This is a genomic window from Paenibacillus ehimensis NBRC 15659, from assembly GCF_004000785.1.
Classification (GTDB): Bacteria; Bacillota; Bacilli; order Paenibacillales; family NBRC-103111; genus Paenibacillus_G; species Paenibacillus_G ehimensis.
The window spans coordinates 13063-26340 of the sequence record NZ_BILX01000039.1; the positions used below are offsets into that span (position 1 = coordinate 13063).

Below are 13278 nucleotides of genomic sequence, written 5' to 3' on the forward strand. Positions count from 1 at the left end.
TTGCGTGATGCGTAGATGAAGGCGTACGCACAGGAACGGGGGATGATTCGTGTTTGCCAGAATGAAAGAAGACATCGAGACGATCTTTGAGAACGATCCGGCGGCGAGAAGCTGGTTTGAGGTCGTGTTCACCTATTCCGGTTTGCACGCCCTCTGGGCGCATCGCGTGGCGCACTGGTTTTATAAAAAAAGCTGGTTCACCGTCGCGCGCATCATTTCGCAAGCCAGCCGCTTTATGACGGGGATCGAAATCCATCCCGGCGCCGTGATCGGGAGGCGATTTTTTATCGACCACGGCATGGGCGTCGTCATTGGAGAAACGTGCGAGATCGGCGACGACGTGCTGCTCTATCACGGCGTAACGCTCGGGGGCACAGGCAAGGAGCGGGGGAAGCGGCATCCGACCATCGGCAACAACGTGGTCATCTCGGCCGGGGCGAAGGTGCTCGGGTCCTTCACGGTAGGGGATAACTCGCGGATCGGGTCGAACTCTGTCGTGTTGAGCGAAGTTCCGGCAAATAGCACCGTCGTCGGGATCCCGGGGAAAATCGTCAAACGGGACGGCGTGCGAGTCGGACGGCTGGAGCATGACAAGCTTTCGGACCCCGTTCTCGATATGATTCGCCAAATGCAGCAGCAAATCGACGAGCTGAAGGCTGAGGCTCATAAAGAAAAGACCAGAATTGGAGGAGCCGTGAAACATGAGTCTTAAGATTTATAATACGTTGACTCGGACGAAGGAAGAGTTCAAGCCGCTGGAGCCAGGTAAAGTGAAAATGTACGTCTGCGGTCCCACCGTATACAGCTACATTCACATCGGAAACGCGCGTCCGGTCATTTTTTTCGACGTCGTGCGACGTTATCTGGAATCGATCGGCTACGAAGTGACCTATGCCGCCAACTTTACGGATGTGGACGACAAGCTGATCAAAAAGGCGGCCGAAATGGGAGTCACGGTACCCGAGGTTGCCGAATTGTTCGTGCAAAAATATTACGAAGACACCAAAGGGCTCGGGGTGCGGGAAGCGACGCTTCATCCGCGTGTGACCCAGAACATGGCCGAGATCATCGATTTCATCGCCGGGCTAGTGGAGAAGGGCTTTGCTTATGAAGCCGGCGGCGACGTTTTTTTCCGGACGGCCAAGTTTCCGGAATACGGCAAGCTGTCTCACCAGAACCTGGAAGAGCTGCAGTACGGCATCCGGGTGGACGTCGACGAGCGGAAGGAGAGCCCGCAAGATTTCGTGCTCTGGAAAGCGGCGAAGCCGGGTGAAATCAGCTGGTCGAGTCCGTGGGGCGAAGGGCGTCCGGGCTGGCACATCGAATGCTCGGCGATGATCCGCAAATATTTGGGCGATTCGATTGACATCCACGGCGGCGGACAAGACCTGACCTTCCCGCATCACGAATGCGAGATCGCCCAGTCCGAAGGCCTGACCGGACAGCGGATGGCCAGCTACTGGATGCATAACGGGTTCGTGAACGTCAATGATGAGAAAATGTCGAAATCGCTCGGCAACGGAATCAATGTGCACGAGCTGCTGAAGACGATTCCGGGCCAGGTGATCCGGTACTTCATGCTGTCCGGTCATTACCGCAATCCGCTTAACTTCAGCGACGAAGCCGTGGAGCAGGCCAAAGGAAGCTTGGCCCGGATCGAGAACTGCCTTTCCGCACTGAAGCACCGTCTCAAAACGGCGGAAGCGGGGGAAGTCGATCCTGAAATCGCGGCGGCGGTGCGTACCGTCCAACAGCAGTTCGAAAGCAAGATGAATGACGATTTCAATACGCCGGACGCGATCACGGCGGTATTCGAGCTCGTCAATGCGGCGAATCCGTATATCAACCGCGAGCAAGTGACGGCTCCCACCTTGGAGCTGGTGCTGAAGCAGTTTGAAGCGATGGACCAAGTGCTGGGCATACTAGCTCCTGAAGCCGAGGATCTGCTGGATGAAGAAATCGAACAATTGATCGTAGAGCGGACGGAAGCCCGCAAAGCGAAAAATTGGGCGCGTGCCGACGAAATTCGCAATCTGTTGACCGAGCGCGGCATCGTGCTTGAGGATACGGCCCAAGGCATTCGTTGGCGGCGGAGCTAGAGCGATGGAACGGGATGAACAGGCGCTGTCTTATCTGCAAGCGAATTTGTTTTCTTTTCCGCCTTCGCGCGAGCCGAGGCTGCTGAACCCCCTCGTGCTGGCCTACATGGGCGATGCCGTCTACGAGGTCTTTATCCGGCAATACGTCGTTTCGCAGACGAATCACAAGCCGAACCATCTTCACCGGCTGTCTACCCGGTACGTATCCGCCAAAGCACAGGCGAAGGCGCTGCAGCGCTGGCTGCCGCATCTGACTGACGAGGAGACGGATATCGTCAAGCGGGGAAGAAACGCCAAATCGGGCACAACGGCCAAAAATGCCGATGTGCTCGAGTACCGCCACAGCACGGCGTTCGAGTGCCTGATCGGCTACTTGTATTATACGCAGCGGTGGGAGAGGCTTCAGCAGCTGCTGATGCTCTCCTTGGAGCGGGACGAAACACCAACGACAACAGGAAAGGGGGACGCCTGACGTGGAAGAATTTATCGGAGGCAAGCATTCCGTGCTCGAAGCGCTGCGTTCCGGGCGGACCATCAACAAAATTTGGATCGCCGAGCAGGCTCAAAAACAACTTACCCAGCCAATCCTCGCGGAAGCGAAGCAGAACGGCGTCATCGTGCAATTTGCCGACAAGCGCAAGCTGGACCAAATGGCCGGCGGCGTGCAGCATCAGGGCGTTGTTGCCCAGGTCGCGGCGTATGCCTATGCCGAAGTGGAGGATTTGCTGGCTTTGGCCGCGGAACGCAACGAAATGCCGTTCCTGCTCATTCTCGACGAAATCGAGGACCCGCATAACTTGGGATCCATTCTCCGGACGGCGGACTGTACCGGCGTACACGGGGTCATCATTCCGAAACGGCGTTCCGTGGGGCTGACCGCAACGGTATCCAAAACTTCCGCAGGTGCGGTCGAATACGTGCCCGTGGCCCGCGTCACCAACCTGGCGCAGACGATCGAGCAGCTTAAGGAGCAGGGCGTCTGGATCGCCGGGGCCGATGTAGGCGCGCAGCAGCCGGTCTATCAAACGAACTTGAATCTGCCTCTGGCTATCGTGATCGGCAATGAGAACAAAGGCATCGGGCGGCTCATTCGCGAAAAATGCGATTTTTTGTTGAAGCTGCCGATGTTCGGTCAAATCAACTCGCTTAACGCCTCGGTCGCGGCGTCGGTGTTCATGTATGAAGTCGTCCGGCAGCGAATGGCTTCGGAATAGCGTCATGCTGCGGGGCGATGCGGCATGATTCAGGAAATCCTCATCGTAGACGGTTACAACATCATCGGATCATGGCCGGAATTGCAAAGGCTGAAGGAGATCCGGCTGGAGGAAGCACGCGACCGGCTGATCGAAACGATGGCCGAATACCAGTCGTTCTCCGGGATGAAGGTTATCGTGGTGTTTGACGCTTACTACGTTCCGGGACTTGGCGGCAAATATTTGCAAAGCAAGCTTCCGGTTTACTACACCAAGGAAAAGGAAACGGCGGACGAGCTGATCGAAAGGCTCGTCACCGCCCATATCGGACGGCGCAAGCAGGTATACGTCGCCACCTCCGATATGACGGAGCAGCATGTGATTTTTGGCAAAGGGGCTTTCCGGATTCCGGCAAGCGAGCTTTTGGTCAAGGTGAGGCAGGTTCGTCAGGAAATTCGCCGCACGATCGATACCGAAGCATCGCCGAAGCGCAATACGTTTGACAGCAGACTTAGCGGCGATATACGCGATAAGCTGGAGCAATGGCGCAGGGGGAATTAGGGGCTTGGAAGGTGACGCCTGCAAGTCCGGCAACAATCTAGCTTTTTGTAGTAGGAATCCGGTTGACGATGTTAGATTACATAATGTATACTAGTCCTATCTTTCAAGCGTTGGGCCGGAGGGATTGTAGTGAGTGTCGACCTCAAAGAGTTGAGAATGTACGAATACGACCTCAAGGCAGACGAAGATGTGGTCGAAGCGGTCCGTGAAGGGGATAGCGACGCCCTGGAGTACTTGATCAACAAGTACAAGAACTTCGTTCGCGCCAAAGCGCGCTCTTATTTTTTAATCGGCGCTGATAGAGAGGATATCGTACAAGAGGGAATGATCGGCCTGTATAAATCGATCCGCGACTTCCGCGGCGACAAGCTAGCCTCCTTCAAAGCGTTTGCCGAGCTTTGCATTACCCGCCAAATCATTACGGCCATCAAAACCGCCACTCGCCAGAAGCATATCCCCCTGAATTCCTACGTTTCGTTGGACAAGCCCATCTATGATGAAGATTCCGACAGGACGCTGCTCGATGTCATTTGCGGCTCCCGCGTATCCGATCCCGAGGAATTGATCATTAATCAAGAGGAGTTCAGCGGGCTGGAAGATAAAATGGGAGAGATATTGAGCGACCTGGAGCGCAGGGTGCTGATGCTGTATTTGGACGGACGGTCCTATCAGGAAATCGCCGTCGATTTGGACCGGCACGTAAAGTCGATTGACAATGCATTGCAGCGTGTGAAGCGCAAATTGGAGAGGTATCTGGAAGTACGTGACGCATAAACGTAGATAAGCGCCTTTATTGCTGCGAAAGCAAGGTGCTTTTTTTGTTTTATAAAGGCTTCGATAAGAAGCTTTTTATAGGTTTAGAGAATATTATAGAACTAATGTTCGCGCATGACAAGATGTCTTTTTGTAAAAAAATGATCAAGTTTTCGTTTAGGAACGAGCTGCCTGGTCAATAATGGATGAGACGGGACAGGCGCTATGTTAATCCTTTTTCCTTGACAGAAGATAGGCCGTATGCTAAAGTATATCGGGTAGCCTTAGACGAAAAGGCGTTTTTTTGCTGGTCGTGTAAGGTTGTAAATTTCGAGGCTGGTCCGTAGGAGGTGTACATCATGCGGGTGATCATCACGTTAGCGTGCACAAACTGCAAGCAAAGAAACTATACATCCACCAAAAATAAGCGCAACCATCCTGACCGCATGGAGCTCAAGAAATATTGCAAGTTTTGCAATGAACAAACTGCTCATCGCGAGACTCGCTAGTTTTTGGAGGTGTAGTTGTGTCCTTTTTGGCTAAAATGAAGCAGGGATTCGGCAACACATTTTCCTTTTTCGGCGATAGCTGGTCTGAGCTGAAAAAAGTGAAATGGCCTACCCGTAAAGAGCTGATTAGCTATACGCTGGTCGTGTTGTTTACGGTTGCCTTCGTGACGGTGTACTTCTACGTTCTGGACTTAGGAATTTCTGAGCTGCTTCGCCTCGTGTTTAAATAAATTTAGGCTGACGGGTGGCGCTATGGAAATGGAAAAAAGATGGTACGTCGTTCATACCTACTCCGGGTATGAAAACAAGGTAAAGGCCAATTTGGAGAAACGCGTCGAATCCATGGATATGAAGGACAAGATCTTTCGTGTGCTCGTTCCCATGGAGGAGGAGCTTGTGAATAAGGATGGCAAGAAAAAAACGGTTATGCGCAAAGTGTATCCGGGGTACGTTCTTGTGGAGATGATCCAAACGGACGACTCTTGGTACGTGGTGCGCAACACGCCCGGTGTTACCGGGTTCGTGGGTTCAACCGGTTCGGGGTCGAAGCCGACGGCTTTGCTTCCGGAGGAAGTCGATTCTATTCTCAAGCATATGGGCATCGAAGAGCCGAAGCCGAAAATCGACTTCGAACTCAAAGAGACCGTGCGCGTGAAAGTCGGGCCGTTCGCCAATTTTGTCGGATCCGTGGAAGAAATTCTGCTCGACAAAAGCAAGCTGAAGGTCCATGTCAACATGTTCGGCAGAGAAACGCCGCTTGAGCTCGACTACCACCAGGTGGAAAAGCTGTAGCGTGAAACACTGCCATACTACGGGCGAGGAGGTGTCACACAATGGCAAAAAAGGTTATTAAAGTTGTGAAACTGCAGGTTCCTGCGGGGAAAGCGAATCCGGCTCCGCCGATCGGTCCGGCTCTTGGTCAAGCAGGCGTGAACATCATGGCATTCTGCAAAGAGTTCAACGCTCGTACTGCCGATCAAGCGGGTCTGATCATTCCGGTTGAGATCTCCGTATTCGAAGACCGTTCTTTCACGTTCATCACGAAAACGCCGCCGGCTGCCGTATTGCTGCGCGTAGCTGCAGGGATCGAAAAAGGATCCGGCGAACCGAACAAGAAGAAGGTTGCAACTGTAAAACGTGCGAAAGTGCGTGAAATCGCCGAGCAAAAAATGCCTGACCTGAACGCTGCATCCGTCGAGGCTGCTATGCGCATGGTCGAAGGTACGGCTCGCAGCATGGGCGTAGTCATCGAAGACTAATCGCTGGCTGCATCAGTGGGAGGATATTCCGCTAATACCACATAGGAGGACATAAAAGTGGCTAAACACGGTAAGAAATACCTTGAAGTTGCTAAGCAAATCGATGCTGAGACGTTCTATGAGCCGCTCGAAGCCATCGAACTGGTTAAGAAAACGGCACGCGCCAAATTCGACGAAACCGTTGAAGTGGCTGTGCGTTTGGGCGTAGACCCGAGAAAACAAGACCAAGCCGTTCGCGGTGTGGTTGTACTGCCTCACGGCACAGGTAAAACGAAACGCGTTCTTGTATTTGCCAAAGGCGACAAAGCCAAAGAAGCGGAAGCGGCAGGCGCCGATTTCGTAGGCGATCAAGACATGATCAACAAAATTCAGCAAGGCTGGTTCGACTTCGATGTCTGCGTAGCTACGCCGGACATGATGAGCGAAGTGGGTAAACTCGGCCGTATCTTGGGTGGTAAAGGTTTGATGCCGAACCCTAAAGCGGGTACCGTTACGTTCGACGTAGCGAAAGCCGTTCAGGAGATTAAGGCAGGTAAAATCGAGTACCGTCTGGATAAAGCCGGACAAATCCATGCGCCGATCGGTAAAGTTTCCTTCGACGCCGAGAAGCTTGCTGAGAACTTCAAAGCTTTGATCGATGCGCTCAACAGAGCAAAACCGGCTGCAGCCAAAGGGGTATACCTGAAAAACATCGCGGTATCCTCGACGATGGGGCCGAGCGCTCGCGTCAATGCAACAGCCCTGAGATAAGGTACAGCTTGGCAGTTGACTTTTGAAGTCATCCATGCTAACCTGTTTTAGGTTGACAAACGAATATGCTTACCGTAGACAGCAGGTGCTTTCGGGCTTAATTTCCTGCCGAGGTGTTGTGATATAAATTCGATATTCTGTACGGAATATATGAATCGTCATGCCTTCGCCGTGTCTGCGAAGGCATTTTCGCTTTTAGCGGGAATGTCGCTGGCAGATTGCGGCGAGGAAACGGAACGACCTCGAGAACGTGTTTACGAAGTAAGTTTTCGGACGCTTAAGAAGCAGTTTTCTCACGAGAGCTGATGCTTACGAAGACGGCTTTCCTCTGGAAAGCTAGGTTGATGCTTAAGGAGCAGTTTTCTTACGAAAACTTGTAGGAGGTGCAAAATGGCAAACGTAAAAATTATCGAGCAAAAAGCTCAGCAAGTTACGGAAGTAGCTGCAAAGCTGAAAGAAAACTCTTGCTCTATCGTGGCTGATTACCGCGGTTTGAACGTGAAGCAAGTAACCGAGCTTCGCAAACAACTGCGTGAAGCGGGCGTAGAATTCCAAGTGTTGAAAAACACGCTGATTCGCCGTGCGACAGCTAATGCGGAATTGTCTGACCTGGATGAGTACTTGACCGGTCCTACCGCGATTGCATTCAGCAAAGAAGACGTTGTGACTCCGGCCAAAATTTTGACCGAGTTCGCCAAGAAAAACGACAAGCTCAGCGTAAAAGCGGGTGTCGTTGAAGGTAAAGTGGTTGATTTCAACCAAATCAAAGCGCTGGCTGAACTGCCTTCCAGAGAAGGTCTTCTGTCCATGTTGCTCAGCGTGCTTCAAGCTCCGGTTCGCAACTTCGCCCTTGCGGTTAAAGCTGTGTCCGAGAAGCAAGAAGGCGGCGCGCAAGCGTAATTGTACCGCTTGAAATGATTAAAAAACATTCTTATTTGAGATAATGGAGGTTTAACCATGAGCAAAGAGCAAATCTTGGAAGCCATTAAAGGCATGACTGTTTTGGAACTGAACGATCTGGTTAAAGCAATCGAAGAAGAGTTCGGCGTAACAGCAGCAGCTCCGGTAGCTGTTGTAGCAGGCGGCGGCGCTGCGGCAGAAGCTGCAGAGCAAACAGAATTCGACGTTGTATTGGCAAGCGCTGGCGCGTCCAAAATCAACGTTATCAAAGTTGTTCGCGAAATCACGGGTCTCGGCCTGAAAGAAGCAAAAGATCTCGTAGACAACGCTCCGAAGCCGCTTAAAGAGAAAGTTTCCAAAGAAGAAGCTGAATCCATCAAAGCAAAATTGGAAGAAGCAGGCGCTTCCGTAGAAGTGAAGTAATTCGAGCTACAGCACCCCTTGCAGAGGCGATCCTCTCCAAGGGGTTTTCCTTTTCAATCCGAACCAGGAGGCGGTGGATACGTGTCCGAGCATTACTATACCCCGAGACCCAGCGTAGAGCACGATTTGCATACGATCGAGGAAACGCTGCGCGGTCGCAGCTTTGTTTTTTGGACGGATGCCGGGGTCTTCTCCAAAAAGGGGGTTGATTACGGATCAAGGCTGCTTGTGCAGACCATGGAGTTTTCCAAGCAAGCCAAAGTGCTGGATGTAGGCTGCGGGTACGGCCCAATTGGATTGGCGGCCGCCGTAGTAGCCGAACAGGGAACCGTTACGATGGTAGACATCAACGAGCGTGCCATTGAACTCGCGAAACGAAACGCCGAACGCAATCGGATCGCAAACGTTCGGATCTTGCAGAGCGATTTGCTGGCAGAGGTGATGGACCAGACGTTTGATGCGGTGCTGACCAACCCGCCCATACGTGCCGGCAAAGAGACGGTGCACCGCGTGTTTGAGCAGGCTCACCACGTATTGGTTCCCGGCGGGGCGCTGTGGGTGGTCATCCAGAAAAAGCAGGGAGCCCCTTCCGCCTACGCCAAGCTTGAGTCTCTTTACTCCCGAGTGGAAGAAGTCGAGCGCGACAAAGGCTATTGGATTATCAAGGCCGTGAAGTGATTTTACGGATCCTATTAATAAAGTTTGCTTAGTTTTTTGCTTGAAGGTTTTGATGCTTCCGCGAAATCGGCCTGCGTTGGCGGAGGAATATATCGGTTGGCGGTGAGTTGGATTCAGTAGGACGGAAGAGTATGACCATTTACCGCGAGTTTTTTGCAAGCTTGCAGACCTATAGGTGTATTTAAAATGGAAGTTTGCAAAACGTGTTTGAGGTTAGGTAAATGGTTATACTCTGGAGTTGGAAATATGTTGACTTGAGTTTTGCTTTGTGATATTATTATAAAATGTCAGCATTAAGATAGGGTGAAATCTCTTTAGTTGACTAAAATGTCAAGATTTTTTTATACCAGTATGAATAAAATTTTTCCATTTGACGTATAATGTTAAAATTTTAGGTAAACCATACAAGGTATAAGGAAATTTATGGCAAGTCAAAGGGGCGGACACCCGTATTGCTATTTGTATTTAGTCATTAGAAGCTTCCTGAAGAAGTGACACTTCGCGCAGTATTTACTCGAGAAGGCTTCCCAAAGAGGCTTTTATTTTGTTCTATTGAGTAGACATGAGGGGTGAATCTAAGTTGGCGGGACATCTTGTTCAATTAGGTAGACGTAAACGCAGGTCATACGCTCGGATTCATGAGGTTTTGGAGGTTCCGAACCTGATCGAAATCCAACAAAAATCATATCAATGGTTTTTGGATGAGGGATTGCGTGAAATGTTTCAAGATATTTCCCCGATCCAAGACTTTACGGGGAATTTGGTGTTGGAATTTATCGACTACAGCTTGGGAGAGCCTAAGTATTCGGTCGACGAATCCAAGGAACGCGACGTCACCTTTGCTGCACCGCTTCGTGTGAAAGTACGCTTGATCAATAAAGAAACCGGCGAGGTTAAAGAGCAGGAAGTGTTTATGGGCGACTTCCCTTTGATGACCGAGACGGGTACCTTTATTATCAACGGCGCTGAACGGGTTATCGTCAGCCAGCTGGTTCGTTCCCCTAGCGTTTATTTTAGCACGAAAGTCGATAAGAACGGAAAGAAAACATATACCGCAACCGTTATTCCGAACCGCGGCGCCTGGCTGGAGCTGGAAACGGACGCCAAGGACATTATCTACGTGCGGATCGACCGTACGCGGAAAATTCCGGTCACGGTGCTGCTCCGCGCTCTTGGTTTCGGTACCGATGCGGAAATCATAGATTTGCTCGGCGACAACGAGTATATCCGCAACACGCTGGACAAGGATAACACCGATTCGACGGACAAGGCCTTGATCGAGATTTACGAGCGTCTTCGTCCGGGTGAACCGCCTACGCTGGATAATGCGAGAAGCTTGCTTGTGGCGCGCTTTTTCGATCCGAAACGGTACGATCTGGCCAATGTCGGCCGGTACAAAATCAACAAGAAGCTGCACATCAAAAACCGTCTGTTCAATCAACGGCTGGCAGAGACGCTTGTCGATACGAATACCGGAGAAATCGTTGCCGAGGCTGGTCAACTGCTGGACCGCCGTCTGCTTGACACGATCATTCCTTATCTGGAAGAAAGCGTCGGCTTCACGGAATACAGCGTAACCAACGGCGTGACCGAATCGGATAAAATTCCGCTGCAATGCGTCAGCGTATATTCTCCGCTTGAGGATGGGAAGGTCGTCAAGGTTATTGCCAACGGCAAGATCGATAAAACGGTCAAAAACATTACCCCGGCCGATATTATCTCGTCCATCAACTATTTCATTAACCTGCTGCACGGGATCGGCAGCACGGACGACATCGACCACTTGGGGAACCGTCGTCTGCGCTCCGTCGGCGAGCTTCTGCAGAACCAGTTCCGGATCGGGTTGTCCCGGATGGAGCGCGTTGTGCGTGAGCGGATGTCGATTCAAGACGTGAATACCATTACTCCGCAGCAGCTTATCAATATTCGTCCGGTTATTGCGTCCATCAAAGAGTTTTTCGGAAGCTCCCAGCTTTCGCAGTTCATGGACCAAACGAACCCGCTTGCCGAGCTTACGCACAAACGCCGTTTGTCCGCATTGGGACCCGGCGGTTTGACGCGGGAGCGCGCCGGTTTCGAAGTCCGGGACGTTCACCACTCGCACTATGGACGGATGTGTCCGATCGAGACGCCTGAGGGACCGAACATCGGGTTGATCAACTCTTTGTCCACCTTTGCGCGTGTCAATGAGTTCGGCTTTATCGAAGCTCCGTATCGGCGGGTCGACCCGAATACGGGTGTGGTGACGGAAGAAATCGCCTATTTGACAGCTGATGAAGAGGACAACTATGTTGTCGCTCAGGCGAACGCCGAACTGACCGAGGACGGCAAGTTTGCCAACGACTCTGTCATTGTGCGTTACAAAGACGATATTTTGACCTTGCCTAAAGACCGCGTCGATTACATGGACGTTTCTCCGAAACAGGTTGTGTCCGTGGCGACGGCCTTGATTCCGTTCCTTGAAAATGACGACTCCAACCGCGCCCTGATGGGTTCGAACATGCAGCGTCAGGCGGTGCCGCTTCTCATTCCGAAAGCGCCGCTTGTCGGTACGGGGATGGAGCATAAATCGGCCAAAGACTCCGGCGTATGTATCGTTTCCAAAGTGAATGGCGTCGTCGAACGGGTTTCGGCTAACGAAATCTGGGTGCGCCGTCAAGAGATGGTGGACGGCCGCTTGGTTAATGGAGACATTATCAAGCACAAGCTTCATAAGTTTTTGCGCTCCAACCAAGGAACTTGCATCAACCAGCGTCCGATTTGCCATAAGGGCGAACAGGTGCGCGTCGGCGACATTTTGGCCGACGGTCCTTCGACCGAACAGGGCGAGCTTGCGCTCGGCCGCAACGTCGTCGTCGCTTTCATGACTTGGGAAGGCTACAACTACGAGGACGCTATTCTGCTTAGTGAAAAATTGGTGAAGGAAGACGTTTATACTTCCATTCACATTGAAGAATACGAATCGGAAGCGCGCGATACGAAGCTCGGACCGGAAGAGATCACCCGAGATATTCCGAACGTGGGCGAAGACGCGCTGAAGAACTTGGACGAACGCGGCATTATCCGCGTCGGTGCGGAGATCGCCGCCGGCGACATCCTGGTCGGAAAAGTAACGCCGAAAGGGGTTACCGAGCTGACGGCGGAAGAGCGCCTTCTGCACGCGATCTTCGGTGAAAAAGCCCGCGAAGTCCGCGACACTTCGCTCCGCGTGCCTCACGGTACGGACGGAATCGTAGTCGATGTGAAGGTGTTCACCCGCGAGAATGGCGACGAGCTTCCTCCTGGAGTCAACCAGTTGGTGCGCGTCTACATCGCTCAAAAACGGAAAATTTCCGAGGGCGACAAAATGGCGGGACGCCACGGAAACAAAGGGGTTATCGCGCGCATTTTGCCGGAAGAGGACATGCCGTTCCTGCCGGACGGAACACCGGTTGAAGTTGTATTGAACCCGCTGGGGGTTCCTTCCCGGATGAACATCGGACAGGTGCTGGAAGTTCACTTGGGGATGGCGGCGAAATATCTCGGTATTCATACGGCTACGCCGGTATTCGACGGCGCCCGCGAATACGACGTTTTCGATACGATGGAAGAAGCCGGAATGCAGCGCAACGGCAAAACGTTGCTGTACGACGGCCGGACTGGAGAACCGTTTGAACGCGAAGTTACCGTTGGCGTCATGTACATGATCAAGCTGGCGCACATGGTTGACGATAAAATCCATGCCCGCTCCACGGGACCATACTCTCTCGTTACGCAGCAGCCGCTTGGTGGTAAAGCGCAGTTCGGCGGCCAGCGCTTCGGGGAGATGGAAGTTTGGGCGCTTGAGGCGTACGGCGCAGCTTATACGCTGCAGGAAATTTTGACGGTCAAATCCGACGATGTCGTCGGCCGCGTGAAGACGTACGAATCGATCGTCAAGGGCGAGAACGTTCCGGAGCCGGGCGTACCGGAATCCTTTAAAGTCTTGATCAAAGAGCTTCAGAGCTTGGGTATGGACGTCAAAATCTTGTCCGAGAACGAAGAAGAGATCGAAATGAAGGAAATGGACGACGAGGATGAGGTAACCAGCGACAAGCTGAACCTGAATCTCGAAGGCGCGGAGCTTGGTGTAGAGTAAGGCTGTGATGGAAATGCTTTACGGACGTAAGTCATG

At 52.2% G+C, this 13278-nt stretch carries 15 protein-coding genes and 1 other annotated feature; all 15 genes read left to right on the forward strand.

The window, feature by feature from the left end; translation table 11 throughout:
* Window positions 1-61: 61 nt before the first annotated feature.
* The 15 genes from cysE (at window position 62) to rpoB (ending at window position 13242) form a co-directional block, all read left to right on the forward strand.
* On the forward strand, window positions 62-712 hold the full coding sequence (cysE, locus tag PEH01S_RS20935; RefSeq protein ID WP_036714690.1) for a serine O-acetyltransferase: 651 nt from the start codon (window positions 62-64) through the stop codon (window positions 710-712).
* Window positions 702-2099, forward strand: coding sequence for a cysteine--tRNA ligase (gene cysS / locus PEH01S_RS20940; protein WP_127487849.1), 1398 nt, complete (start codon window positions 702-704; stop codon window positions 2097-2099). The genes cysE and cysS overlap by 11 nt, the downstream gene beginning before the upstream one ends.
* 4 nt (window positions 2100-2103) lie before the next feature.
* The gene (locus PEH01S_RS20945) at window positions 2104-2571 is read left to right on the forward strand and encodes a Mini-ribonuclease 3 (protein WP_025851012.1); all 468 of its coding nucleotides are present in this window, start codon (window positions 2104-2106) and stop codon (window positions 2569-2571) included.
* A gap of 1 nt (window position 2572) precedes the next feature.
* Complete coding sequence (gene rlmB, locus PEH01S_RS20950; protein WP_025851014.1) at window positions 2573-3313, forward strand: 23S rRNA (guanosine(2251)-2'-O)-methyltransferase RlmB; 741 nt, start codon at window positions 2573-2575, stop codon at window positions 3311-3313.
* A 24-nt stretch (window positions 3314-3337) separates the two neighbouring features.
* Window positions 3338-3853, forward strand: coding sequence for an NYN domain-containing protein (locus tag PEH01S_RS20955; protein WP_025851015.1), 516 nt, complete (start codon window positions 3338-3340; stop codon window positions 3851-3853).
* Window positions 3854-3982: 129 nt separating this feature from the next.
* Window positions 3983-4627, forward strand: a complete 645-nt coding sequence (gene sigH / locus PEH01S_RS20960) for an RNA polymerase sporulation sigma factor SigH (protein ID WP_025851016.1) — start codon at window positions 3983-3985, stop codon at window positions 4625-4627.
* A 338-nt stretch (window positions 4628-4965) separates the two neighbouring features.
* The gene (gene rpmG, locus PEH01S_RS20965) at window positions 4966-5115 is read left to right on the forward strand and encodes a 50S ribosomal protein L33 (RefSeq protein ID WP_025851018.1); all 150 of its coding nucleotides are present in this window, start codon (window positions 4966-4968) and stop codon (window positions 5113-5115) included.
* A gap of 17 nt (window positions 5116-5132) precedes the next feature.
* Window positions 5133-5345, forward strand: coding sequence for a preprotein translocase subunit SecE (secE, locus tag PEH01S_RS20970; RefSeq protein ID WP_010498901.1), 213 nt, complete (start codon window positions 5133-5135; stop codon window positions 5343-5345).
* 28 nt (window positions 5346-5373) lie between these two features.
* Window positions 5374-5907 (forward strand): transcription termination/antitermination protein NusG, encoded by a 534-nt coding sequence (nusG, locus tag PEH01S_RS20975; RefSeq protein ID WP_010498900.1) that lies wholly within the window; start codon window positions 5374-5376, stop codon window positions 5905-5907.
* 41 nt (window positions 5908-5948) lie between these two features.
* On the forward strand, window positions 5949-6374 hold the full coding sequence (rplK, locus tag PEH01S_RS20980; RefSeq protein ID WP_010498899.1) for a 50S ribosomal protein L11: 426 nt from the start codon (window positions 5949-5951) through the stop codon (window positions 6372-6374).
* Window positions 6375-6431: 57 nt separating this feature from the next.
* Complete coding sequence (rplA, locus tag PEH01S_RS20985; RefSeq protein ID WP_010498897.1) at window positions 6432-7124, forward strand: 50S ribosomal protein L1; 693 nt, start codon at window positions 6432-6434, stop codon at window positions 7122-7124.
* Window positions 7125-7178: 54 nt separating this feature from the next.
* Window positions 7179-7324: a sequence feature (ribosomal protein L10 leader region), on the forward strand.
* Between the two features lie 190 nt (window positions 7325-7514).
* The gene (rplJ, locus tag PEH01S_RS20990) at window positions 7515-8024 is read left to right on the forward strand and encodes a 50S ribosomal protein L10 (RefSeq protein ID WP_025851019.1); all 510 of its coding nucleotides are present in this window, start codon (window positions 7515-7517) and stop codon (window positions 8022-8024) included.
* Between the two features lie 57 nt (window positions 8025-8081).
* A complete protein-coding gene (gene rplL, locus PEH01S_RS20995) occupies window positions 8082-8447 on the forward strand; it encodes a 50S ribosomal protein L7/L12 (RefSeq protein WP_025851021.1) in 366 nt (121 codons plus the stop codon).
* A gap of 81 nt (window positions 8448-8528) precedes the next feature.
* Window positions 8529-9125 (forward strand): class I SAM-dependent methyltransferase, encoded by a 597-nt coding sequence (locus PEH01S_RS21000; RefSeq protein ID WP_127487851.1) that lies wholly within the window; start codon window positions 8529-8531, stop codon window positions 9123-9125.
* A 562-nt stretch (window positions 9126-9687) separates the two neighbouring features.
* Window positions 9688-13242: a DNA-directed RNA polymerase subunit beta gene (gene rpoB, locus PEH01S_RS21005; protein ID WP_036714680.1), complete on the forward strand. Its 3555-nt coding sequence runs from the start codon at window positions 9688-9690 to the stop codon at window positions 13240-13242.
* The last annotated feature ends 36 nt before the right edge of the window (window positions 13243-13278 follow it).

Coding starts and splice junctions, on each gene's coding strand:
- cysE (WP_036714690.1), top strand. CDS start 62: ATGAAAGAAGACATCGAGACGATCTTTGAGAACGATCCGGCGGCGAGA.
- PEH01S_RS20955 (WP_025851015.1), top strand. CDS start 3,338: ATGATTCAGGAAATCCTCATCGTAGACGGTTACAACATCATCGGATCA.
- rplL (WP_025851021.1), top strand. CDS start 8,082: ATGAGCAAAGAGCAAATCTTGGAAGCCATTAAAGGCATGACTGTTTTG.
- nusG (WP_010498900.1), top strand. CDS start 5,374: ATGGAAAAAAGATGGTACGTCGTTCATACCTACTCCGGGTATGAAAAC.
- PEH01S_RS20945 (WP_025851012.1), top strand. CDS start 2,104: ATGGAACGGGATGAACAGGCGCTGTCTTATCTGCAAGCGAATTTGTTT.
- rpmG (WP_025851018.1), top strand. CDS start 4,966: ATGCGGGTGATCATCACGTTAGCGTGCACAAACTGCAAGCAAAGAAAC.
- rplK (WP_010498899.1), top strand. CDS start 5,949: ATGGCAAAAAAGGTTATTAAAGTTGTGAAACTGCAGGTTCCTGCGGGG.
- rpoB (WP_036714680.1), top strand. CDS start 9,688: ATGAGGGGTGAATCTAAGTTGGCGGGACATCTTGTTCAATTAGGTAGA.
- rplJ (WP_025851019.1), top strand. CDS start 7,515: ATGGCAAACGTAAAAATTATCGAGCAAAAAGCTCAGCAAGTTACGGAA.
- cysS (WP_127487849.1), top strand. CDS start 702: ATGAGTCTTAAGATTTATAATACGTTGACTCGGACGAAGGAAGAGTTC.